23 protein-coding genes and 2 pseudogenes are annotated in these 22010 nt (G+C 72.2%); 10 read left to right on the forward strand and 15 right to left on the reverse strand.

Going from position 1 to position 22010, the window contains the following annotated elements; genetic code table 11:
* Nucleotides 1-346: 346 nt before the first annotated feature.
* The 4 genes from ABT254_RS05550 (at nucleotide 347) to ABT254_RS05565 (ending at nucleotide 2889) form a co-directional block, all read left to right on the forward strand.
* Nucleotides 347-490: a hypothetical protein gene (locus tag ABT254_RS05550; RefSeq protein WP_351463882.1), complete on the forward strand. Its 144-nt coding sequence runs from the start codon at nucleotides 347-349 to the stop codon at nucleotides 488-490.
* Between the two features lie 357 nt (nucleotides 491-847).
* Entirely contained in the window at nucleotides 848-2284 is a 1437-nt protein-coding gene (locus ABT254_RS05555) for an anaerobic sulfatase maturase (protein ID WP_351463884.1), read from the forward strand.
* An 87-nt stretch (nucleotides 2285-2371) separates the two neighbouring features.
* Complete coding sequence (locus tag ABT254_RS05560; RefSeq protein ID WP_351464083.1) at nucleotides 2372-2749, forward strand: SHOCT domain-containing protein; 378 nt, start codon at nucleotides 2372-2374, stop codon at nucleotides 2747-2749.
* Nucleotides 2750-2790: 41 nt separating this feature from the next.
* A complete protein-coding gene (locus ABT254_RS05565) occupies nucleotides 2791-2889 on the forward strand; it encodes an SHOCT domain-containing protein (protein WP_351463887.1) in 99 nt (32 codons plus the stop codon).
* An 82-nt stretch (nucleotides 2890-2971) separates the two neighbouring features.
* On the opposite strand, the gene ABT254_RS05570 is transcribed toward ABT254_RS05565, so the two are convergent.
* The 3 genes from ABT254_RS05570 to ABT254_RS05580 all read right to left on the reverse strand — a co-directional run bounded on the left by ABT254_RS05570 (nucleotide 2972) and on the right by ABT254_RS05580 (nucleotide 6464).
* On the reverse strand, nucleotides 2972-3169 hold the full coding sequence (locus ABT254_RS05570) for a DUF8691 family protein (RefSeq protein ID WP_351464086.1): 198 nt from the start codon (nucleotides 3167-3169) through the stop codon (nucleotides 2972-2974).
* A gap of 101 nt (nucleotides 3170-3270) precedes the next feature.
* Nucleotides 3271-5922 carry a winged helix-turn-helix domain-containing protein gene (locus tag ABT254_RS05575; RefSeq protein WP_351463890.1) on the reverse strand — a complete coding sequence of 884 codons (2652 nt, stop codon included), beginning with the start codon at nucleotides 5920-5922 and terminating at the stop codon, nucleotides 3271-3273.
* A 149-nt stretch (nucleotides 5923-6071) separates the two neighbouring features.
* Nucleotides 6072-6464, reverse strand: coding sequence for an STAS domain-containing protein (locus ABT254_RS05580; RefSeq protein ID WP_351463893.1), 393 nt, complete (start codon nucleotides 6462-6464; stop codon nucleotides 6072-6074).
* Nucleotides 6465-6791: 327 nt separating this feature from the next.
* On the opposite strand from ABT254_RS05580, the gene ABT254_RS05585 reads away from it, so the two are divergent.
* The 3 genes and pseudogenes from ABT254_RS05585 to ABT254_RS05595 all read left to right on the forward strand — a co-directional run.
* On the forward strand, nucleotides 6792-7466 hold the full coding sequence (locus ABT254_RS05585) for a pyridoxamine 5'-phosphate oxidase family protein (RefSeq protein WP_351463896.1): 675 nt from the start codon (nucleotides 6792-6794) through the stop codon (nucleotides 7464-7466).
* Between the two features lie 115 nt (nucleotides 7467-7581).
* Nucleotides 7582-8022: a pyridoxamine 5'-phosphate oxidase family protein gene (locus ABT254_RS05590; protein WP_351463899.1), complete on the forward strand. Its 441-nt coding sequence runs from the start codon at nucleotides 7582-7584 to the stop codon at nucleotides 8020-8022.
* A 108-nt stretch (nucleotides 8023-8130) separates the two neighbouring features.
* Nucleotides 8131-8313: pseudogene (locus tag ABT254_RS05595) on the forward strand (MFS transporter); the annotation flags it as partial.
* A 50-nt stretch (nucleotides 8314-8363) separates the two neighbouring features.
* Here ABT254_RS05595 and ABT254_RS05600 read toward each other — a convergent pair.
* From ABT254_RS05600 to ABT254_RS05635, 8 genes are all read right to left on the reverse strand, one after another.
* The gene (locus tag ABT254_RS05600) at nucleotides 8364-8576 is read right to left on the reverse strand and encodes a ferredoxin (RefSeq protein ID WP_351463902.1); all 213 of its coding nucleotides are present in this window, start codon (nucleotides 8574-8576) and stop codon (nucleotides 8364-8366) included.
* On the reverse strand, nucleotides 8573-9898 hold the full coding sequence (locus ABT254_RS05605; RefSeq protein WP_351463905.1) for an NADH-ubiquinone oxidoreductase-F iron-sulfur binding region domain-containing protein: 1326 nt from the start codon (nucleotides 9896-9898) through the stop codon (nucleotides 8573-8575). Before ABT254_RS05605 ends, ABT254_RS05600 begins: the two co-directional genes overlap by 4 nt.
* Complete coding sequence (locus ABT254_RS05610) at nucleotides 9895-10581, reverse strand: ferric reductase-like transmembrane domain-containing protein (RefSeq protein ID WP_351463908.1); 687 nt, start codon at nucleotides 10579-10581, stop codon at nucleotides 9895-9897. The genes ABT254_RS05605 and ABT254_RS05610 overlap by 4 nt, the downstream gene beginning before the upstream one ends.
* Complete coding sequence (locus ABT254_RS05615) at nucleotides 10578-11537, reverse strand: FAD:protein FMN transferase (RefSeq protein WP_351463910.1); 960 nt, start codon at nucleotides 11535-11537, stop codon at nucleotides 10578-10580. The genes ABT254_RS05610 and ABT254_RS05615 overlap by 4 nt, the downstream gene beginning before the upstream one ends.
* The gene (locus tag ABT254_RS05620; protein ID WP_351463913.1) at nucleotides 11534-11902 is read right to left on the reverse strand and encodes a hypothetical protein; all 369 of its coding nucleotides are present in this window, start codon (nucleotides 11900-11902) and stop codon (nucleotides 11534-11536) included. The genes ABT254_RS05615 and ABT254_RS05620 overlap by 4 nt, the downstream gene beginning before the upstream one ends.
* Before the next feature lie 107 nt (nucleotides 11903-12009).
* Nucleotides 12010-13422, reverse strand: a complete 1413-nt coding sequence (locus ABT254_RS05625; protein ID WP_351463916.1) for a sensor histidine kinase — start codon at nucleotides 13420-13422, stop codon at nucleotides 12010-12012.
* Nucleotides 13419-14123: a response regulator transcription factor gene (locus ABT254_RS05630; protein ID WP_351463919.1), complete on the reverse strand. Its 705-nt coding sequence runs from the start codon at nucleotides 14121-14123 to the stop codon at nucleotides 13419-13421. The genes ABT254_RS05625 and ABT254_RS05630 overlap by 4 nt, the downstream gene beginning before the upstream one ends.
* Before the next feature lie 381 nt (nucleotides 14124-14504).
* Nucleotides 14505-15062: a CGNR zinc finger domain-containing protein gene (locus ABT254_RS05635; RefSeq protein WP_351463922.1), complete on the reverse strand. Its 558-nt coding sequence runs from the start codon at nucleotides 15060-15062 to the stop codon at nucleotides 14505-14507.
* An 84-nt stretch (nucleotides 15063-15146) separates the two neighbouring features.
* Here ABT254_RS05635 and ABT254_RS05640 point away from each other — a divergent pair, with 84 nt between their 5' ends.
* Together ABT254_RS05640 and ABT254_RS05645 are read left to right on the forward strand one after the other, a co-directional pair.
* Nucleotides 15147-16019 (forward strand): alpha/beta fold hydrolase, encoded by an 873-nt coding sequence (locus tag ABT254_RS05640; protein WP_351463924.1) that lies wholly within the window; start codon nucleotides 15147-15149, stop codon nucleotides 16017-16019.
* 25 nt (nucleotides 16020-16044) lie between these two features.
* Nucleotides 16045-16965 (forward strand): pyridoxamine 5'-phosphate oxidase family protein, encoded by a 921-nt coding sequence (locus ABT254_RS05645; RefSeq protein ID WP_351463927.1) that lies wholly within the window; start codon nucleotides 16045-16047, stop codon nucleotides 16963-16965.
* Between the two features lie 352 nt (nucleotides 16966-17317).
* On the opposite strand, the gene ABT254_RS05650 is transcribed toward ABT254_RS05645, so the two are convergent.
* Nucleotides 17318-17581 carry a hypothetical protein gene (locus ABT254_RS05650; protein WP_351463930.1) on the reverse strand — a complete coding sequence of 88 codons (264 nt, stop codon included), beginning with the start codon at nucleotides 17579-17581 and terminating at the stop codon, nucleotides 17318-17320.
* A 70-nt stretch (nucleotides 17582-17651) separates the two neighbouring features.
* On the opposite strand from ABT254_RS05650, the gene ABT254_RS05655 reads away from it, so the two are divergent.
* Nucleotides 17652-18251 carry an Rv1733c family protein gene (locus tag ABT254_RS05655; protein ID WP_351463933.1) on the forward strand — a complete coding sequence of 200 codons (600 nt, stop codon included), beginning with the start codon at nucleotides 17652-17654 and terminating at the stop codon, nucleotides 18249-18251.
* 83 nt (nucleotides 18252-18334) lie between these two features.
* On the opposite strand, the pseudogene ABT254_RS05660 reads toward ABT254_RS05655, so the two are convergent.
* The 3 genes and pseudogenes from ABT254_RS05660 to ABT254_RS05670 all read right to left on the reverse strand — a co-directional run.
* Nucleotides 18335-19921, reverse strand: a pseudogene (locus ABT254_RS05660) (oleate hydratase); the annotation flags it as partial.
* Between the two features lie 171 nt (nucleotides 19922-20092).
* Nucleotides 20093-20470 carry a hypothetical protein gene (locus ABT254_RS05665; protein WP_351463936.1) on the reverse strand — a complete coding sequence of 126 codons (378 nt, stop codon included), beginning with the start codon at nucleotides 20468-20470 and terminating at the stop codon, nucleotides 20093-20095.
* A 31-nt stretch (nucleotides 20471-20501) separates the two neighbouring features.
* Nucleotides 20502-21707 (reverse strand): globin domain-containing protein, encoded by a 1206-nt coding sequence (locus ABT254_RS05670; protein ID WP_351463939.1) that lies wholly within the window; start codon nucleotides 21705-21707, stop codon nucleotides 20502-20504.
* Between the last annotated feature and the right edge of the window lie 303 nt (nucleotides 21708-22010).

Here is a 22010-nt window from a genome sequence, read left to right on the forward strand (position 1 = left end):
TCGTATACCGGGCCACCCGGCCGAGCCGGCCGTCGCGCTCGCCCGTCTGCTGGGCCCGTGGCTCGTGCTGCTCGGAGCTGCGAAGTGCACCGTGGCGCCGACGTTGCGCGCGGCCGGCCGACGCGCCCTGCCCGCTCCGGACATGCCACCGCGGTGATCGGCTCCACCGGCCGGCATCGTCACCCGCTCGGGCCTGCCCGACGTGCGCCGGGCCGCCTGTGCAGCGGCAGCGTCGACGGTCTCCCCGACGGCCACCGGGGCTGCCGTCGCGGGCCACCGACGCCGTACGAGGGCTCGGACCTCAGGTCGAATCCGCCACCGACAGCGCGGTCATGAAGATCGCCACGTGAAGGCCACCCGAACGGCCCACAGTGCCGTGGTGCACGCCCTGACCGGGCAGGGCGGCGGCGCCGTGGGTGTCGGCGACGGCACGGTCACCCTGGACGTCGGCACCGCCGTAGACCAGGTGACGTCCTGCCCCTGGCCGTGACGATTATTGTCGGCCCCGGATCATGTCGGCGATCATCTTCGTCACCGGGCCCCGAGCCGTCCCGGGTGTCGGCCGGTTTCCCCGCCGGGGCCGCGCTCGCCACGATGGCAGGCGCGGCCATCTCTCCGTCGCCTCGGCTTCGACCTGGGTGATTCCGGCGACTGGGGATCGAGCGGCAGCATCATCCGATACGCGCTGGCCGGCCTGTGGCCCCGACCGCGATCAAGAACCGTGTGCGGCGGGAGGCCGTAAGCGCCCAAGTGGCTGGGTACGCCGATGCGGGGCCCAAGCGGCCGATCACGGCGTCACCCGCCACGGGTGACCCCTCGACCCGACCGCGCGGCCACGCTCGGAGCCATGAGCACCGTATGGCTGCCCGCCCCCACCGTCCGGCGTCCCGATGCCGTGGCCCCGCGCAGCCCCTTCCACCTGCTGGCCAAGCCCACCGGAGCGATCTGCAACCTGGACTGCACGTACTGCTTCTTCCTCTCCAAGGAATTGCTGTACGAGGGCAGCAGGTTCCGGATGGCCGACGAACTGCTGCAGGAGTACATCCGTCAGCTGATCGAGGCGCACGGTCCGGCACCGGAGGTCACGGTGGCCTGGCAGGGCGGCGAACCCACGCTCATGGGACTCGATTTCTTCCGCCGCTCCCTGGAGTACGAACGCCTCAACGCCCGCCCGGGACAACGCATCGTCAACACCATCCAGACCAACGGCACGTTGATCGACGCCGAATGGGCGCGGTTCTTCCGCGACAACGACTTCCTCGTCGGGCTGTCCGTCGACGGGCCGCGCGCGATGCACGACGCCTACCGCGTCGACAAGGGCGGCAAGCCGACCTTCGACCGGGTCATGCGAGGACTGGACCATCTGCGTGCGGCAGGCGTGGACTGGAACGTGCTCACCACGCTGCACGACGCCAACGCCGGCCACGGCCGCGAGGTGTACGCCTTCCTGCGCGACGACTGCGGCGCCCGGCACCTCCAGTTCATCCCGATCGTGGAGCGCACCACCGCGCAGCACCTGCCGGCCGCCGACGCCGGCTGGGGCGCCCGGGCCAAGGACCGGCCGCTGTACCGGCAGGAGGGCGAGCAGGTCACCCGGCGTTCGATCACCGGGGAGCAGTACGGCCGCTTCCTCGTCGATGTCTTCGAGGACTGGGTGCGACGCGACGTCGGCACCGTCTACGTCCAGATGTTCGACGTGGCCCTGGCCAACTGGTACGGCGCTCCACCCTCGTTGTGCGTGCACTCCGAGACCTGCGGCCGCGCGCTCGCCCTGGAGCACAACGGGGACGTCTACTCCTGCGACCACTTCGTCGAACCGCGGTACCTGCTGGGCAACATCGGGCAGCGGCACCTGCTGGAGCTGGTGGACTCGCCCGAGCAGCAGGAGTTCGGGCAGCACAAACGGGACGGCCTGCCGCGCTTCTGCCGCGAGTGCGACGTACGGTTCGCCTGTCACGGCGGCTGCCCCAAGGACCGCTTCGACGTGACGCCGGACGGCGAGCCGGGCCTCAACCATCTGTGCCCCGGCTTCAAGGAGTTCTTTCACCACGTCGACGTGCCGATGCGCACCATGGCCGCGCTCCTGCACCAGAACCTGCCGCCCGCCCTGATCATGCGGCAGTACGCGGCCGCCGACGCACGGCGACCCCACAACGCCCCCTGCCCCTGCGGCGGCGGGCGCAAGTGGGCGCGCTGCCACGGGCGGCGGCCGCACCCCCCACCCGCGCCGGGTGATGTGTCCGCAGGTCGGCGGGCGCAGCGTGGAGCAGACAAGACCCTCTGACCGCCGCGGCAGCACGGCGGCCCGACACTGGAGGCAACCGTGGACTACACCCTGGCAAGCTCGGGCTACCCCCTGCTCGACGCGTTCATGACCATGCTCTGGTTCTTCCTGTGGGTCTTGTGGTTCGTCCTGCTCTTCCGTGTCATCGGGGACATCTTCCGGGACGACCGCATGAGCGGGTGGGGCAAGGCGGGCTGGACGCTCACCGTCTGCGTGCTGCCGTACCTGGGTGTCTTCGTCTACCTGATCGCTCGCGGGCGCGGCATGGGCGAACGCGACCGGCGCCAGATGCAGAGGCAGGAGCAGGCATTCCGCTCCTACGTCCAAGAGGCCGCCGCCGAGACCCCCATGGCCGGGCGGACCAGTACGGACGAACTGGCCAGGCTCGCCGGGCTGCACGACCACGGCGACATCACCGACACCGAGTACGCGCAGGCCAAGGCGAAGATCCTCACGTCGCACTGACCACGCACGGTACCGAGTCCGAGGAAGAGCGGAGCCCCGGCATGAGCGACGAGCTGACGCGGTTGACAGAGCTGCGCGGCCAAGGAGTGCTGACGGAGGCGGAGTTCGCCGCCAACAAGTCGCGGCTGCTGGGCAGGTGACGGCCGACAGGGCCGGCCCCTCTCCTTGGAGAGGGGCCGGCCCAGCTGTACGTACGGGGTCTTGTTTCTCACGCCGGGAGTCTCACGTCGGGAGCCGGCGCATCTCCACGACGTGCAGACCGAGCGACTGGAACCGCGCCAACAGGCCGTACAGATGGGCCTCGTCGGTGACCTCGCCGAACAACACGGTCTGGCGGGACGCGACGAAGCTGTCCAACTCGGGGAACGCCGCAGCCAGCGTGTCCGACATCTGCCCGTCGACGCGGATCTCATAGCGCATGAGCAGGCTTCTCTCGACCTCGTCCGGTCCTTCGTGTCTCTGTGTCTTCATGCTGCGGCGGCAGGAGGCGGGGGACATCACCCCGGGCAGGTGAACGGGCCTCACAGCAGGCCCAGCTCCCGGGCCCGGCGGACCGCCTCGCCGCGCCGGGCCACAGCCAGCTTGCGGTGGATGTTCTTCAGGTGCGTCTTGACCGTGTTGACCGACACATGAAGATCGTCAGCGATCTCGCCGGTGGACATCAGCTGCGCCACCCGCCCCAGCACGTCCCGCTCCCGCTCGCTGAGGGGCTCCCGGGACGGGATCACGGATGGCTGCTTCGTGTGCGGGGCGGGGGAGCGCCCCTCCGGCGCGGTGGCCAGCCAGTCATGTCCCTGCGTGAGCGCGGGCCGGCGGCTCAGCAGCCGCGCCAGCCACGGCCCGGCTTCCCGGAAGGGACGCCTCAGCTGATGAGGGCGCGAGACCGCGAGGGCACGCAGCACCAGGTTCTCCGCGGTGGCGGCATCGCCCAGCGCATCGAGGGCCTGTGCCCGAGCCACCAGAGCCCAGGCCATGATCCCCGGTCCACGACCGGGGTCGTCGGCGAGCGCGTCGAGGATGCCCAGTGCCCGCCGGCCCGCACCGGCAGCCAGGTACGCCCGGGCCTCGGCCACCAGGCCCTCCGGGGTCTGCGGTGGCTCGTCCTCGAAGACCCGCACCGCGGCCCGGGCGTCGTCCTCGGCCAGCCGTACGGCGGCCCGGGCCATCGCGATCCGGTCCTTCACCCACGGAGAAGGGTTCGCAGAGGTCAGCGGCTTCTCCGCCATCGCGTCGAGTTCTTGCAGCGCCCCCTGCGGATCTCCCGTCGCAAGCCGCAGACGGGAACCCAGCAGGGCCAGTTCGACGGCCACGATGGGATCGCGGGACGCGGCGGTCGAGGCGTGGGCCTGCTCGAGGTGGTCGTGCGCCGCCACGAGCTCGCCCCGGTCGATGGCGACGGCGGCGAGTACGAGCTGGGCCACCCCCGTTCGCGCGGACGCCGGCAGACCGGAGTGGTCGGCCTCGGAGATCGCCGCCCTGGCATGCGACTCGGCCTGCCCCGGCCAGCCGTGCAGATAGTCGATCAGTGCCAGTCGGCCGAGGGATTCATGCCGGGGCAAGGCCGTCGACGGCCCCTCGGCGGCCTGGACGGCGGCGGACAGCGTCGAACGAGCGGCATCGAAGCGGCCGGCCCACAGCTGGGCCGATCCGAGGTCGGTGAGCATGAGGGCCGTCAGCTCCGGGCGCTGCTCCAACCGCTCGGCGGGCAGCGCACGCGCGGCTTCCGCCGCCGTCTCTGCCGCCGTCTCGGCCATGTCCGCCGAGCCCGCCACCCGAGCGGCGAGGACTCGCAACACGGCACAGCTGAATTGTGCGGCCGCTGCCTCGCGCGGGTCGTCGGGCAGCTTCTCCTGCGCATGATGCAGGTAGGCGACGCCACGCTCCACGTCGTGGCGGGTCAGTTCGCGTGCCGCACGCACCAGATCGGTCGCGGGCCCGGAGGCGTCCGGGGTCATGGGGGCGAAGAGACCGTCCAGGCGCTCGGCGTCCAGGCCGGTGAGCATCCGGCCGATCGCCAGATCGTCGATGAGCTCGGCGGCGGCCAGATCCCAGTCGCCCGCGTCCGCCGCATGCGGCAGGGCCTCGCTCAGCAGGCCCGCGCCGCTCAGCCACTTGGCAGCCACCCGGTGCAGCTCCGGCTCGAGGCCGGGGTGGCGGACGCGCAGATGGGCCCGCAGGATCTCGGCGAACAGCGGGTGCAGCCGGTACCAGGAATGCCCGATGGGCTCGATGAACGCGTTCGCGCGCTGCAGCTCCGCCAGAATGGGTTCCGCGTCGTTCCGACCGGTGAGGGCATTGGCCAGATCCGGATGGGTCTCCTCGACGATGCTGGTGCGCAGCAGCAGGTCCTGGGTCTCCGCCGGGTGGGTGCGGAGTACTTCGGCCAGCAGGAAGTCCGCGAGGGTGCTCTGACCGGCCTCGAAGTCCGTCAGGAAGCCTTCCGGGTCATCGGTGTGCTCGGCCGCCAGGGCGGACAGCCGTAGTCCGGCCGCCCAGCCGCCCGTGCGCTTGGTCAGCGCACGCGCCATCTCCGCCGACAGCGGCAGTCCGTGGCGATCCACCAGGGCCGCCGTCTCCTCGGAACGGAACGCCAGGTCGGCGCTGCGGATGTCGACGAGTTCACCGGCGGCCCGATAGCGGTGCAGGGGCAGCAGCGGCTCCGCACGGCAGATGATCACCAGTCGCAGGCCCTCGCCCGCGTGGCGGAGGACGAACTGCAGCTCATCGGCCACCTCGGCGGACCCGGACGTCCCGTCGAAGTCGTCCAGGACGAGGATCACCGGCACGTCCCGCCCGTCCAGCCAGGCCGCGAGGCGGGTCAGCAGCGAGTGGTCCACCTTTCCGGGGCGGGCCGGGCTGCCGATCCGGTCGGGCACGGCGATCCCATGGTGCCGGAAGGCCTGCAGCACATAGGTCCAAAAGACACCGGGACCGCTGTCCTCGGGCTCCACCGTCAGCCAGGCGGTGGGCCCCGGCAGGCCCCCCGTGGCCCAGTCGGCGACCAGCAGGGTCTTGCCCGCGCCGGCAGGCCCGTCGACCAGGGTCAGCGGCCCCTTGACCCCAGCATCCAGCTGCTCGGTGAGCCGGGGCCTGCGCACGAACGTCTTCGGGACCACCGGCACGCTGAACCGTGCGACAAGCACCGGGTCACCGGTGGGGGTCAGCGCCCCCACGGGGGGATCCGGACGACCGCCTTCACCGGTGTGTGATGTGGGACCCATCACGTGCCTCAGTGGTAATGGAGCGGCGAAACACCCGCTCTCCGATCGTCGTGCCGGGCGAGAGCCGCTGCAAGCCAGGACTCCGCCACAAGCCGATGGGCTCAGCCCGTCACAGCGGAGACTGTGCCCTCCTCGGGAGCATCGAAGTGGTCCGTGTGCAGGTCGGGAAGGATCTCGAAGACGTCGGCCAGCAGGGCGGGCCGCAGGATACGCAGGAGGCGACCGCTGTCGGCCACCAGCCGGAGCCGGCCCTGCCGGGCCAGCACCCGGTTCCTTGCGCGGCACAGCAGCCTCAGGCCGCTGCCGTCGATGAAGGTCACGGGGCGCAGGTCGAGCACCAGGTGGGGGCGCGGGCCCGCGGTCAGTGTGTCGAGGCGTGCCGAAAGCGGCGTCGCCGTGAGCATGTCGATCTCGCCGCGCATCTCCACCACCGTCGTGCCCCCGATGACGCGTTCCGTGTGGCAGGGCGCCGACCCGGTGCGGATTTCGGCCATAGACAGAGCAAAGCGGGATGTCAGGTAGGGCGGTAGGGCCGGTCGGCCCTTTGCGCACGTCTGACGGGGATCGGGCGGCTCCATGCCTTCGCGCGCAGCGGATCGAGCGTTGCTCTCGGGCAGGGGCGGGACTGATGGCCATTTCCCGCCCGACGGTCCGCCGGAGCATGAGAGCCATACGGGAGCACAGAAGGGAAGCGGTCCCGTCCGGCCTGGCAGTGAGGGCCGACCGGCCCAAGTCCGCCCCACCGGAGCCGGACATGCTGGATCTACGGGTCAATCCAGGCATCGGGTGCGGTCCGGCAGGGCGAGAGGGAGTGAGGGGCCATGGCTGACAAGGCACCGTCTCGGACGGTCGAGGAACATGCGCTGGGCGATCTCGGACGTCGTCTCGCCGCACGGCGCGCGGAACTCGGACTGAGCCGGAGGGAGGCGGCCACCCGCGCCGGGATGGCGCCGGGCTACCTCCAGTACCTCGAGGAGTACTCCGGCGCCGCACCGGGGCCGGGCGTCCTGCTCCGGCTGTCCCAGGTCCTCGAGACCACTGTGCGGGACCTCACCGGCGGCGACACCGACCTGCCGAGCGGCCTGGAGCAGGCCTCCCGCAGTCCCGACTTCACCGCGTTGAGCGTCCCGGAGTGCCGGGCTCTGCTCTCCACCCATGGCGTGGGACGGATCGCGGTGCCCACGGTCTCCGGGCCCGTCGTCGTGCCCGTGAACTACAGCGTCGTCGAGGGCGCGATCGTCTTCCGCACCGAACCCGGCAGCACACCGTCGCAGGCATCCGGCTGCCAGGTCGCCTTCGAGGTCGACCGCATCGACGACGCGTTCAGCAGGGGCTGGAGCGTGCTGGTACGGGGCCATGCCCGGACCGTGACCGACCCCGACGAGGTGCGCCGGCTCATCGAGGGCGCCCGCAGCGAGCCCTGGGCCGGTGGCCACCGCGACCAGTGGGTGCGCATCGATCCCCTCGCCATCACCGGGCGACGCATCACGGTGTGACGCGGGACGTTCTGCGGCCGGGCAGGGGCCGATGGACCCTCACCCACCGCCGCGACCCGACGGACGATGGACCGGACGCTCCAGCGTCGCATCCAGGTGAGAGACGGGCTGGCTCATGTATCCCAACGACGGTTTCCGCGAACTCGAACGGCAGGAGTGCCTGCGTCTCCTGGCGAAGGTGCCCGTCGGCCGCATCGTCCACACCAGGCAGGCCCTGCCCGCGGTGCTGCCCGTCAACTTCTCCCTCGACAGTGACGGCGCGGTGCTGCTGTGCACCTCGGCGGCCTCCGAACTGGCCCGCGCCGTCGACGGCACGGTGGTCGCCTTCGAGGCCGACGAGGTCGACGCGGTGGCACACTCCGGCTGGAGCGTCGTCGTCACCGGGGCGGCCACCGTGGTACGCGACCCCGACGAGCACGAGCGCCTGGCCCGGACCGGCCCACGCTCCTGGGCGCCCTCGCCCGAGGAGGTCTTCGTCCGCATCGAACCCGAACTGATCACCGGCCGCGAACTCGTGGGCGGCCGCAGCCTTTACGGGATCCATCTGGCGCCCTGAGCGCCGCCGCGAGCACAAACCCGACAGGGCCGTCTGCCCCATCCGCACTTCCCTGACGAAAACCCCTGGCCCCGATGACACGCGGCCGTCACCCGGCGGGCGTGGTTGATGCCGGCGCTCGCCACCACGGGCTTGGCCGTCAACTTCTGGGCATGGGCGCGGCTGAGCCCACTCGGCCCCCGGCTCAAGGACTGCTTGGCCCCGACATTCTTCCAGCAGTCTCTGCTGGTGGCGGTGCCGGTCGTGGTCGGTTCACCGGGCCGGATCCCTGTCGGCGTGCTGACCGACCGCCTCGCCGCCTGGCTCTTCTGGACATCCGACCGGCGGTGGTCGCGGGCCTGTCACGGCTCGGCGCCCTCGACGAGGAGGGCCAGTCGGGGGCAGGCGCCGACGGCCCGGCGGGCGTGGGTGTGCAGCCGTGCCGGGACAGCCCGGTCCTTGATCACGGGGTAGCCCCATTCGTCGAGGTGGATCAGCTCGGGCAGCAGTTCCGCGCACAGGCCCTGGCCCGTGCAGGCGATGCGGTCGATGCGCAGGCTCCGGGTGCGGGTCATCGCCATCCCTCCGGGGGTGTGGCAGGCGGTACGGGTGTCCGGGGCGGCCGACGGGCTGCTTCGCAGACGTGGTGGGTGAGGTGCCGCTCGACGTCCTCGGCGAAGGTGTGCAGTGCGGAGGCCGCGAGACGGGCGGCGCCGTCCGGGTGGCGGCAGGCGCCCCGGTCCGGCAGCAGAGAGGTCCGGCGGTGCAGACGGGACCACAGATCCGCATCGGCCCGTCCCGCCGCCAGGGCGGCGAAGTCCTCGGCCACGGCGGGCAGGCCGAAATGGCAGGGGCCGCACTGGCGGGCGCCGTGAGCGGCCAGATAGGCGAGCATCCGCGCCGTCTCGCTCAGCCCGCAGGCCGAATGGGCGAGCGCGACGAGCACGCCCGCACCGGGCGCGGCACCCAGCGGGGCCAGATCACGGCGGGTGAGGGGCGTGTGCAGATGCTCCGCCGGGAGCCAGGTGCCGGCGAAGCCCCCCAGCAGGACCGCCTGTACGGGCTCCGCCGGACCTCCGGCCCGGTCGAGAACCGTGGCGAGGGGGGTGCCGAGCGCGACCTCGAGTACAGCCGAGGCGGCGACGGCGCCGGAAACGGTGACGAGCGTGGTGCCGGGCTCGTCCGGCGCGCCGGCCTGCCGGAACCAGCGGGGGCCGTGTCGGGCGATGAGAGCCAGGTGGGCAAGGGTTTCTGCGTTGTGCACGAGCGTGGGGCGCCGGGCGACGCCGCGTTCATGGGTGCGCGGGCTGCCCTGAGGACGGGCCGGACCCCCGTTGAGCCAGCTCACCAGCGAGGTCGACTCGCTGGAGACGTAGGCGTGCGGAAGGGCGTGCAGGCGTACCCGCACCCGGTCGAGGCGGGCGTGCCGACGCTCGGCCAGAGCCGCCCCGAGCTGCCTGTACTGGGCCGTGCGGTCGCGGGGCAGGCACACGTGGACGGTGTCGGCGCCGACCGCGGCGGCGGCCAGGACGGCACCGTCAAGGACAAGATGGGGCGCGACGGCGAGCAGGAACTGGTCCTTGCGGCTGGCGGGTTCGCTCTCCATGGCGTTGACGACGACCACCGAGCGGCCACGGCGCTCCGCGACGGCACGCAGTTTCCGGGCGGTGGGAAACCCGGCGCCGCCGCGTCCGGTGAGTCCCGCCGCCTCGACGGCCTCCACCAGGGACATCGGCGTACGGCTTGCGGGAGGCGGGCCGTAGCGTCCCAGGTGATCGGTGAGTGTGGCCGGTCGCCCGGTGGAGTGCCACCCGGCGAGCAGACGGGCCGCGGCGGGATCGACCGGCCCGGCCCAGGGGTGCTCGGGCGTGAAGGACGCCGGGACCGAGCGGTTCATCGTCCACCTCCGAGCAGGATCGTCGTCGCGGCGGCACGCTGGGCCCAGCCGGGCTGCAGCGGCCCCGCCGCGAGGAACTCCGCCAGCACCACCGGTACGGCGGTCGCAGTCACGGCGGCCACCAGACGCCCGGCGACCCGCCCGGGCCCGGCCTTCGCCAGGCGCCACCACACGGCACCGACCACCGAGGCCAGAGACCCGGCGTACAGCCACAGCTGGAGTGGAAGCCGGGTGTCGGTGCCGGTGCCCACCCCGTGGAAGAGCGCGAACGGCCATGCCGCGTACGCCAGCCAGTGCACCGCCTTCCAGCGCCGCACTCCCAGCCGCAGCCTCAGCGCGCTGGTGACCAGCACCGCCAGCAGCAGATCGAGCGCGGCCGTGCCCAGCCCGAGCCAGAGCGGACGGTAGGACGCCCCGAACGGCACCACGGAAACCGCCCATCCCAGGTGCACGAACGGATCGAGTACCGCGGTCACCACGTGCACGGCCAGGAACACCAGGGTGAGCAGGGACAGGTTGCGGTGCAGCAGGCCGATCTCGAACCGGCCGGTCCGGCGCGGTGCGGAGCGCCCGCCGGAGGCGATCCCCAGCACCAGGGTGGCGGTGAGCAGGATCAGGGAGAGGGTGCCGCTCGCGCGGCTGGCGTACCACAGGGGGCTGCCGGTCAGAGCCGGCGTCGTCATGGCCTGCCTCCCTGGGCGGGAACGGGGGAATCGGGCGGCCAGCCCGCGAGGCGTACGACCTCGCCGTCGAGGCCGACCAGCCGCACGGGCAGGGCGGTGCCGCGCAGCCAGTCCAGGGCCCGGTCGCCGAGCACGACCGCGGCCGTACTGGCGGTGTTGGCGTCCACGCAGGTGGCGGCCGCGACGGCGACGGTGCGCCAGACGGGTGTGGCGGGCTCACCGGTGCCCGGGTCGACGATGTGGTGCAGGGTGCGCCCGTCGCGCCGCCAGGTGCGCACCCGGATGCCGGAGGTCGCCAGCGCTCCGCCCGTCATGGCAACGGTGGGACCCGGCTCCGTGATGGGTCGTGCGTGGTCGTCGGCGAGCGCGATCCGCCAGCCACCGTCCGGTGCCGGCCCGGCCGTCGCCAGGTCGCCGCCGAGGCTGACGAGGACCCCGCTGCCGGTGGTGGCAGCGGCTGTGCGGGCGGCGCGGTCCGCGGCGAGGGCCTTCGCGGTGGCGCCCAGGTCCAGGCGGGTGTGCGGGGGCAGTCGCAGTCGGCGCGTGTGCGGGTCGAAGACGATCCGCTGCCAGCCCGGCGCGGGGCGTGACACGGGCAGCGGACGGGTGTCGTCGGGACGCACGGAGGCGAAGGTGCGGTCGTAGCCGAGCGCGCTCACCGCCCTGCCCACGGTCGGGTCCACGGCGCCGTCGGTGAACCGGGCGGCACGCAGGGCGATCTTGAGTGCTTCGGCGAAGTATGCGCTGACGGTCATGGAGGTGCCCGCGCCCAGGTTGACGCGGGTGAGTTCGGAGTCGGGCCGGAAGCGGCTGCACGTGAGGTCGACGGTGGCCAGCTCGGCGCGCAGGACCGCCGTCGCGGCGGGCAGCGCGCCGGGGTCGGTCACGAGCAGTGCCGCCGTGGTGCCCAGGGCAGGGAAGACCGTCTGGGCCGGTGCCGGGGCGCGCGTGGTCATGACGCCCCCGTCGTGGTGTGCGGCTGTCCCTGGGAGGCCGCCGGCGGCCGGGCGGGGGGCTGCGGTGCCGGCTGCGTGACCGGGGCCGTGCCCTCGTCGTCGTCCTCGCCCTGCTGGTCGTCCCCTCTTGCCGTGGTGGCGGTGGAAGCGGTGGAGTGCTGCGCGGGTGGGCCCGGCGGTGCGGGGGAGGCCGAACTGCCCGGCAGCAAATGGGTGTAGAGGCTGCCCAGGGCCGCGGCGCCGGCCACGGCGGTGACGGCGATCCACCGGGTGATGCGGCGACTGCGCCGTAGGCCTTGATCGCGCGCGTGCGGGGAACCGGCCGGGGCGGGGCTCCTGTGGAAGTCGTCGGGCGAGGGTGCCATGGCAGCGCTCCTGGTGAATCGGCGGTCCGCGTCGGGTGCGTGCTTCTCCAGGCTGTGCTGATGGCACTCGGGAACTGGTTCGCGTCTTCTTCAGAACCCGTAAAGATCTACCGGTTCCGATCCGCCGTCCGGTCCACCGGTAAGGATCTCGACGCGATCCCCCGCTCGTGCCCGCGCTCCGGCCCCAGCGGCAGATCCAGTACGACGGTCAGCCCGCCGCCCGGCGTGTCCTCCAGGCGCGCGGTACCGCCGTTGGCGGTGACCAGGCGGTGGACGATGGCCAGCCCCAGGCCGCTGCCCCTGGCCTCCGGGTTCCCGAACCGGTGGAATGCGACCGCCTTCGCCTCGGCCGTCATCCCCGGCCCGTCGTCCCGCACGCGCACCCGGGCCCGCCCGCCCGCCTCGCGGCCGTCGAGGGTGATGCTCCCGCCGGCTGGCACGGCCTCCACCGCGTCGGCGATCAGGTTGTCGAGGATCTGTTCCAGGTGGCCCGCGCCCAGCGCGACGGTCACCGCGGGTCCTGCGGACACGGTGCTGAGCCCCACCCCGCGCTCCTCCGCCACGGGCGACCAGGCGGCCACCCGCTCTGCCACCACCTCGTCGACGCGCACCGCGGTCGGGCGGGGTGTCGCCTGTTCGGCGCGCGCGACCTCCAGCAGTCCGTCGACCAGCCGGGACAGCCGGGCGATCTCCTCCTGGGCGGCGGCCAGTTCCGTCGCGGTGCCTTCTTCGGCGCCGGCGGCGAGGACGTCGAGCCGCAGCCGCAACGCGGCCAGCGGAGTGCGCAGTTGGTGGGACACATCGGCGATCACGGCCCGGTGGCCGTGCACCAGGGCTTCCGTGCGGGCCGCCATGGTGTTGAAGGTGGCGGCCAGCCGGCGCACTTCCGGCGGTCCGCCGCCGATGTCGGTCCGTTCGTCGAGGATGCCCTCGCCCAGTCGCCGGGCGCTGGCGTCCAGCGTCGAGAGGGGACGGCCCACCCAGCGGGCGAGGCGGACGGACAACAGCACGGACGCGGCCAGGCCCGCGGCGCCGATCGCCGCGGACCAGCCCCAGATCGCGGCGATGCGGGCGTCCAGCGGGCCCGCGGAGCGGGCCAGCACGACGGCTCCGGCGGGCCGTCGCACCTCACCGGCGGGTTCCGCGGCCAGCAGCCGGCCCTCGTTCTCCGGCGGTTCCGGCTCGTGCCCGGCCAGCACCTTCCCCACCAGCTCCGCCGCCTCCTCGCCCTGCGCCGCCGTACAGGGCGTGCCGGCCACCAGGCGCGCGGAGGCGTCGTACACCGCAGCGCAGTCCCCGGCCCGGGCCGCACTGCCGAGTTCCTTGCGCATGGCGGTGGCCGGCTTGTGGTCCGAGAGATGCTCCTCGGCGGCCGCGGCGATCACGCGGGTGGCCGCCCGCTGGTTGTCGCGGTAGGAGACGCGCTCGCGCGCCGTCATCGACACCGCCAGCGGTACGACCGCCAGCACCAGCAGCACGGAGGTCAGGGCCAGCAGCGTCCAGGCGATCCGGCGGGTCACGGCTGCTCCTGCGGCTCCTGGACCACTCCGAGCCGGAAGCCGTGCCCGTACACCGTCTCGATCAGGCCCGGCACGCCCAGCTTGCGGCGCAGCGCCGCGACATGCACGTCGAGCACCTTCGTGGGCCCGTACCAATGGGCGTCCCACGCCCGCTCCAGGATCTGCCGCCGGCTCACCACCCGGCCCGGATCGGCGGCCAGGCACTCCAGAAGGGAGAACTCCTTCGGCGTCAGAGCCACCGCGCGGCCGTCGACGGAGACCTGCCGGGTGCGCAGGTCGAGGGCCAGCGGCCCGTGCCGCAGGATCTCCGGCCGCGCCGGGCGCCGACGGCGCAGCACCGCCCGTATCCGCGCCAGCAGTTCGGCCAGCCCGAACGGCTTGACCAGATAGTCGTCGGCGCCCTCGTCCAGGGCGACCACCCGGTCCGCCTCCTCACCCCGGGCGGTCACCGCGATGATCGCCGCAGTGGACCGGGCCCGCAGCCGGCGGCACACCTCGACCCCGTCGATGTCCGGCAGCCCCAGATCGAGCAGCACCACATCGGGGGAGGGCGCGGCCAGCGCAGCCCGCCCGGTCCGCACGTCCTCGACGGCATAGCCGGCCTGCCGCAGTCCACGCACCAGGGACTCCGCGATGCCACGGTCGTCTTCCACGACCAGCACCCGCGTCTGGTCGGTTGCGTCCGTGGCCTCGGGGTTCATGCCCGGCGCCCGTCTCCCTGACGAGGGGATCGACTACGTCGTCTCGCCTCCCAGCCTGCGTCCTCGCCCGGCCCCGGGGGCAGGGCCGTTCGTCCCGCCTTTCGACACGATCGCCGGGGCCGGACCGGCCGTCAGCCCCTGCAAATGAATACCCGGCGGTGTATATCGCGGTCGGCGCGGTCCAGCGCACAGCGACGCGCGGTCCAACTCGCCGAGCTCGTGGGCCGACACCGACGACCGGACCCGCTGGTCCGTGGTGGGGGACTGGCATCCGAAGGCGGCCGGCGGTCTTCGGTCCGGCACGGTGGTGGGCCCGCCGTCCCCCCGGTGCCGGGGGGAGGAGGAGCGACCGCGGGGACCCGAGGGCGTGGGACGTTCGGGTCATCTGGCCTTGTTGCGCTGATAGTGGCGGGCGACGCGCACCCGGTTGCCGCAGCGGGTGGCCGAGCACCAGCGGCGGCGCGGATGGGCGGCCAGGAACAGCATCACGCAGTCGTCCGCCTCGCATTCCCGGATCCTGGTGACCGCCGGATCTGCCAGCAGATCGGCGGCGGCCTCCGCGAGGCAGGCGGCCAGCCGCAGGCCCGGTGGGCCGTCACGCCGGCGCGTGGCGGCCACCGCCGACCCGTTCCATGCCAGCTCGTTGATCGCCGGCGCGGCGCGCTGTGCCCGGTTGAGCGCCTCCAGGACGGCGGCCAAGGGCTCGTGGCCTCGGCGGACGTCGTCGAGGGCGCGGGCGGTGTGCTCCCGTACGGCCCGCACGGCGGCCAGGTCCGCAGCGGTGACCGCCTGGGGCACCTCGTCCGGCAGACGGTCGGCCTGAAGGGTCCACCAGGCCCGCAGGTCGTCCGGAGTCGCGAGCAGGTCGCCCGCGGTCGGACGGGTGTTGACCAGGTCCAGCGCCAGCGGTTCTCCGGTCAGCGGCACAAGATCACTCATGCGACTAATGATACATCGCTGGATTGACACGTTAGTCAGACCGGCGGTATACCTAATGCATGAATCAAGGTGAAAGGAATTAGTATGTTTGCCGCAGTCGCCCGCACCGTCCACCGTCACATCAATGTCGACGGCGTCCGCGTCTTCTACAGGGAGTCACTCCCGGACCGGGCCGACGCGCCGGTACTGCTCCTCCTGCACGGCTTCCCGTCCGGTTCTCACCAGTTCCGCGGCCTCATCGACGCGCTCGGCTCGCGCTACCGGCTGATCGCCCCGGACTACCCCGGCTTCGGCCACACCCGGGCCCCGGACGGCTTCACCTACTCCTTCGACCGGCTCACCGACATCACCGAAGGCTTCGTCCGGCGCCTCGGCCTCGATCGGTTCGTGATGTACGTCTTCGACTTCGGCGCGCCCATCGGCCTCCGTATCGCCGAACGCCACCCGGAATGGATCGCGGGGCTGGTCGTGCAGAACGGCAACGCCTACGAGGAGGGGCTCTCCGACATGGCCCGCGGCCTTGTCGACCTGACCCCCGACACCCCCGCCGCCGAGGACGCCATCCAGGGCATGCTCACCCTCGACGGCACCCGCAGTCAGTACGAGACCGGCGTCCCCGACCCCGACCTCATCGCCCCGGACGGCTACACGCTCGACCAGCACTTCCTTGACCTGCCCGGCCGCAAGGAGGCCCAGCAGGCACTGTTCTTCGACTACCACACCAACGTCGAGCACTACGACCAATGGCACGCATGGCTGCGCCGGCACACCCCGCCCACCCTCATCACCTGGGGAAGCAACGACCCCTTCTTCCCCGAGCCCGGCGCCCACGCCTACCTCCGCGACGTGCCCGGCGCCGAACTCCACCTCTTCGACACCGGCCACTTCGCCCTGGAAACCCATCTGCCGGAGATCGCCCCGCTGATCGCCGACTTTCTCGACCGCGCCTGGAAGTGATCAGTCCGGCGCAAAAGGAGGACTGATGAACATCAGGAACGTCGAGCACGAGGGCGAGCAGGCGATCCAGCGGCAGGCGGGCGAGGGCGGGCCCGGATGGGGTTCTCCCATGTTCGGCCCCGAGATCCCCCATGGGTTCGTCCCGTTCATCCGGGACCAGCGCATGCTCGTCATCGCCGGGGCTGACGATGAGGGCCAGATCTGGTCGACCCTCGTCGACGGGCCGACCGGTTTCGCCGAGGTGGTGGACGAACGGACCGTCGTCATCGACGCGTTGCCCGCGCCCGGTGATCCGCTCCGCGAGGCCTTCCACACCGAACGGGACATCGGTGTGCTCGCCCTCCAGCCGCAGACACGACGTCGGATCCGGATGAACGGAGTCGCCAGGCGCGACGGTAACCGCCTCGTCGCGCGGACCGAGCAGGTGCTGGGCAACTGCCCGAAGTACCTTCAGACACGCACCGTCGAGGAGACCGTCCCCGGCGGCGCCGGACCGGCCGTGACCGGTGAAGAGCTCAGTGAAGACCAGCAGCGGTGGATCGAGGGCGCCGACACGTTCTTCATCGCGAGCCTCTCGCCCGGGCACGGCGCCGACTCCTCGCACCGCGGCGGCATGCCGGGATTCGTCACGGTCGCCGGCCCGCGCACCATCGTCTGGCCGGACTACACCGGCAATCAGTTCTATATGACCCTCGGCAACATGCATCTCAACCCGGCGGCGGGTCTGCTCTTCCTGGACTGGGAGAACGGTCACACGTTGCAGCTGACCGGACAGGGACGGATCGACTGGGACCCCGCCCGCACCCAGAAGTACCCCGGGGCCCTGCGAGTGGTCGAGTTCGACATCACCAAAGTGGTGCAGATCGACCATGCCAGCTCCCTCAGGTGGCAGTTTCACGCCTACTCGCGGGTCAACCCGCCCGCGCGCGCCGACGACCGGCCCTGAACCAACCGTGGTTCGCCCGCCGGCAGCCGTGACATCGGTTCGGCCTGCGCCGACAGACGGTCCCCGCGCGGAGTCTCCATCAGCCGCGTGTGCAGTCCTGCCGGTGTCCTGAGGAAGCTGTCGGACCTCGCGGTCCAGGGACGGTCATCGGCGTCCGTGACGAGGGCGCCCGGCTCGCGGGCCACCAGCGAGCACGGCTCCGCACGCGCTGAGAGGCTTCTCGCCGCAGTGACGCCCGGTCGACCGAAACCACGCTCGAGACCCACACCCCGCAGCCTCGTCCGATCGGCTCATACGGCGATGAGGTGGTCCGCCAGCGCGACCACATCCGCGATCTGCTCCACCGCCGCCGTCAGCTTCGGGACCGTGCCGCGTCCAGGGAGCCGCGCAGCGTGACCCTGCCGCCCCAGACCTGTACGTCCACGAGCGCGGGATCAATGCCCAGCTCACCTTCGATGACGACGGTGACGATCTCCGTGCGGACGGCCGCGTCGTCCCGGACCAGAGCCTGCCCGCCACCACGCCAGCCGGGAAGCACCCCGCGGGGCAGGCACCATGACGCGGGCCGGTCGGCCCTGTGGGCCTGCCTGATCGGCCCCTCCCGTCCGCCTGCCATGACGTGGGACGTTCCAAGAGGAGGACGTCAGTGAGGACGTCGGCACGTACAACAAATGGGGTGTCGACCGATGATCAGGACACACCGTGCGAAGGCAAAGAGGGTCAGGTTCTGGCGGTGGCGGCGCAATCCCCTGCGGCGCCGCAGCGACCGGCTGGAAGCGTGGATCGTGCTCGCGGCGTGGACCCTCGCCCTGGTCGGGGGCCTGCTCGCCGCGCTGGTGACTCAAGGAGCGGTGCAGGACGACCTCGCCGCACGGCGCGCTGACGTGCACTCCGTCTCGGCGGTGCTGACCGAGGACGCGCCACGGATCCCGCCCGTTTCGACGTCGGGGTACAGCGACGACAAGGTGTGGGCGAAGGTGCGCTGGGCAGCCGCCGACGGTACGACGCACACCGGCACCACGAGGGTCGAGCCCGGCACCGCCGTCGGCACCCGGATCACCGCCTGGACCGACCACAAGGGCAGGCTGGTCCTCGAACCCGCGAGCCCGACCGAGGCATGGCTGCAGACGGTGGTGTTCGGTGCCGCGGCCGCCATGGGAGCCGGGGCCGTGGTCCTGGCGGGCGAACGGCTCGCCCGGGGACGGCTGGACCGGCGGCGCCTTGCGGCGTGGGACGCGCAGTGGGCGCGGGTCGGCCCTCAGTGGAGGAAGCGGTTGCTCGGCTGACGGAAGCCGGCCCCATCCCAGCCGAGGCCGGCCTGTCCTCCCACCCGCGCACACCATGCCCGCCGACCGACTCGGCAGACCGGTCACCGACGGTGCATCGTCTCCAGAGCCGCAGCCAGCACACGGGGGTCGTGGTGCCCCTTGTAGACCGCGGGAGGCTGCCGGTCGAGGTTCAGGAGCCGGGCCACCGCCGTCCACGCGGTGCGCACCGAGTACTCGACGGTGAAGACGACGTCGTCCGGTACCTCCGCGAACTGCCCGATGAAGGCGAGGTTGACCGATCCCTCGGGCACGACACGGGGTCGGTCCCCGCGGCGGCGGACCAGGAACTGGCTGGTGATGTACGGCATCAGGCAGGGCACGACGGTGGAGGTCTCCAGAACCCGGGCCGCCTGCGGCTCGTCGAAGCGCAGATGGTGCAGCACCTCCTCGAGGATCTCTCGGCCGGAGCACATCGTCATCGGCTTGGGCGTGTGGTTGCCCGCGCGGCCGGGGAACAGCCCGTAGCCCCACCACACGGAGACGCCCTCGGGCTGGTCGCGGTAGACCGGCTGGCGGTTGGCGACGATCGTCAGCAGCCAGTTGGAGTCGGTGAAGGTCATCAGCCCGCCCCTGCCGGTCTCACGGCCCGCGAACTCGGCCAGCTCGTCCAGGAAGACGGGATCCTTGGCGGTGACCGTGAACGACTCCCAGCGGGACTCCTTGACATGCTTGTCGAAGACCGCCGGGTTGCCGAAGTCCTCGCGCCCGCGGGCGATGCGTTGCCACAGCAGCCACGCCTGTGAGCGGTGGCCGGGCGGGGGCGGCGCCGTGGTGTGCGAGCCGAGGCTGGAGGCGTCGGTCATGGAGCCGTTGGTGACCAGGACCAGGTCCTCGGGAGCCACGGCGATCTTCTCGTCGCGGCCGCCCCGCGAGACGTAGAGGGTCTCGACCGTGGTGGCGTCGTGCCCAGGTGCGAACCCGAGGTCGGTGACCCGGCTCCCGGTGTGCACGGTGACGCCGCGCTCGCCCAGCCAGGCCGCAAGGGGACGCACGATCGAGTCGTACTGGTTGTAGCGGGTGCGGTGGATGCCCGACATCGACGCGAACTCCGGGAAGAGATGGATGAACCGTCTCAGGTAGCGGCGGAACTCGATCGCGCTGTGCCAGGGCTGGAAGGCGAACGTGGTGCACCACATGAACCAGAACTTCGTGGTGAAGAAGTGCTCGCCGAAGCAGTCCGTGATGCTTTTGCCGTCCAGGTGCCCCTCGGGGCTCGCCAGACACCGGACCAGTTCCAGCCGGTCGCGCTCGGAGAACCCCATGGAGGCGGTGTCGACGATCTTTCCGTCCCCGTCGACGAGACGCGCCACGTCGTCCCAGGCGAACTCCTCGTGCCCCGCCAGGATCTCCTCGGTCACGGACACCGCGGGATCGTCGAGCGTGGGGATCGCGGACAACAGGTCGTACGTGCAGCGGAATTCGGCCTCGAACATCCGCCCCCCGCGCATGCTGTAGCCGCCGTCCACGCTGCCGCCCGCGTCCAGGCTGCCCCCGAGGGTGTTCTCTTCCTCGAAGAGATGGATGTCCGCCCCGTCGAATCCGCCGTCACGGATCAGGAACGTGGCCGCGGCGAGCGCCGCGATCCCACTGCCCACCAGGTACGCCTTCGCCATCACACAACTCCTCGTCCTCGCTTGTCGGTTCGGGAACCACGACGCCCACGTTTTCGTGCGCCCGTGGGCCTGGTCAGTGGGCCGTTGGTCACCTCTGTGGTCCGGTGGGCCCGTGTTCCGGCGGGGCACGCAGGACAGCGGCCCGACCGGTGAGCCGCCACCGACCGGACCGCTCGCGCTCAGGCCTTACGCCGACTGCTGACCCCCGCCGCGCCACGGCGGCGCCTCGGTCCGGTGGCCGGCTTCCCAGGCATGGGCGGCCTTGTCGGTCTGGCGGCGCAGCCGGTCCTGGAGCAGGTCCACGACCTCCCGGCCGGTGGACTCCTCGGCGAGGACCACCACCCGCCGACCGTCGACGTGCAAATCGGCCGTGGCCAGCCAGGGCCGGTCGGCATGGCGGACGGCCGCCCGCACGATCCGTACCTCACCGGTGATGGCGGGCAGGCCGGAACGGCCGAGAACGGCGTCGATCTTCGTGCGGGCGTAGGTCAGGGTCTCCTGGTCCACCGGGCCGTCAAAACGCAGCCGAACCGCGGGTGCGGCCTGGGAGTTGTCGCGCGTCATCTTGGATCCTTTCCTGGAAGGTGCAGGTGGTTCAGGCCGCACTGTCGGCCAGCCACAGGTCGGGGCCGAAGACCTCGTACCGGATGCGTCGTGCCGGAACGCCCGCGCCGAGCAGCTGGGCGCGGACGTCGCGCATGAAGGACAGCGGGCCGCACAGGAACACCGTGGCGCCGTCGGGGAGTTCGACTCCGGAGAGGTCCATCAGACCCTCGCGGGCGTCGGGTTCCTCGGCCCCGGGACGCTCGTACCAGAAGAGCGCACGGGCGTGCGGCAGTTGCCCGACGAGCTCGCGGGTCTCGGCCCGCAGGGCGTGAGCGGCGGGGGAGAGGTCGGCGTGCAGGACCAACACCGGGCGGGTGGAGCCGCCCGCTTCGAGATGGGCCAGGATGCCCGTCATGGGGGTGCAGCCGATGCCCGCCGAGACCAGCACCAGCGGGGAGGTGTCGGCGTCCGGGCCGTCGAGGAACACGTCCCCGAAGGGTGCGGAGAGGGTCAGTTCGGTCCCCTCGCGGGCCTGGTTGTGCAACAGGTTGGAGACCTCGCCGGCCGGGTCGCCGATGACCCGCTTGACGGTGATGCGCCGCAGCTCCCTCTCCGGGTCCGAGGACAGGCTGTACTGACGCAGCTGGTGGATGCCGTCCGGCATGAGCATCCGCACGCTCACGTACTGGCCCGCACGCGCCCGCGGCGCCGGCCGACCGTCCGCCGGACGGAGCAGGAACGACACCACGTCGGTGGTTTCCGTGCGGCGTTCGACGACCGTCCACTGCCGCCAGGTCCGGCCGGGCTCGACGCCCGCGTCCCGGTAGAGGCGCGCCTCCCGGCCGATCAGGGCGCCGGCCATCAGCCAGTACACCTCGTCCCAGGCGGCCGCCACCTCCGGCGTGACGGCGTCGCCGAGGGTCTCGGCCATCGCACCGAACAGGTACTTGTGCACGATCGTGTACTGGTCGTCGGTGACCCCGACGGCCGCGTGTTTGTGCGCGATCCGGGCCAGCAGGGCGTCGGGCCGGGCGTCCGGGTCGGCCAGCAGGGCGGTCGCGAACCCGGCTATGGAGCCGGCCAGTGCGCGCCGTTGGTCTCCGCCGGCCTGGTTGCCGCGGTTGAACATCCCATCGAGCAGTTCCGGCCGGTCCCGGAGCATCGCCCCGTAGAAGCGCGTCGTGATCTCGTCGAGCGCTCCGGCCACGGCGGGCAGGGTGGCACGTACGACGGCGGCGGATTCTGCGGACAGCATGGAGCCTCCCGGGCGGGGGAATGGGGTGCGAAGGCCGCCGCGTCGAACGCGGCGGCCTTCTGTGTAGCAGTCGTCCTGCCGTCTTTCGGTGCCGTTTCGGGGCGTTGGGCGGAAGAGGGGCCGCACGGCCCCAGGGGTTCGGGAACTCCGGCCCCATGGCCCGCCCGGACCGTGGGGCCGTACAGCGCCATGGACCTGTCCCTCCGGACCTGGCCATCGTCGACCGGGGGGCGTGCCCGCGCGGCCGGGCGGTAGAGCGGGGCCCCCCCCCCCCCCCCCACCGCCGGGGCCCCCTGTGGCTCC

Source organism: Streptomyces sp. NPDC001137, from assembly GCF_040298885.1.
Classification (GTDB): domain Bacteria; phylum Actinomycetota; class Actinomycetes; order Streptomycetales; family Streptomycetaceae; genus Streptomyces.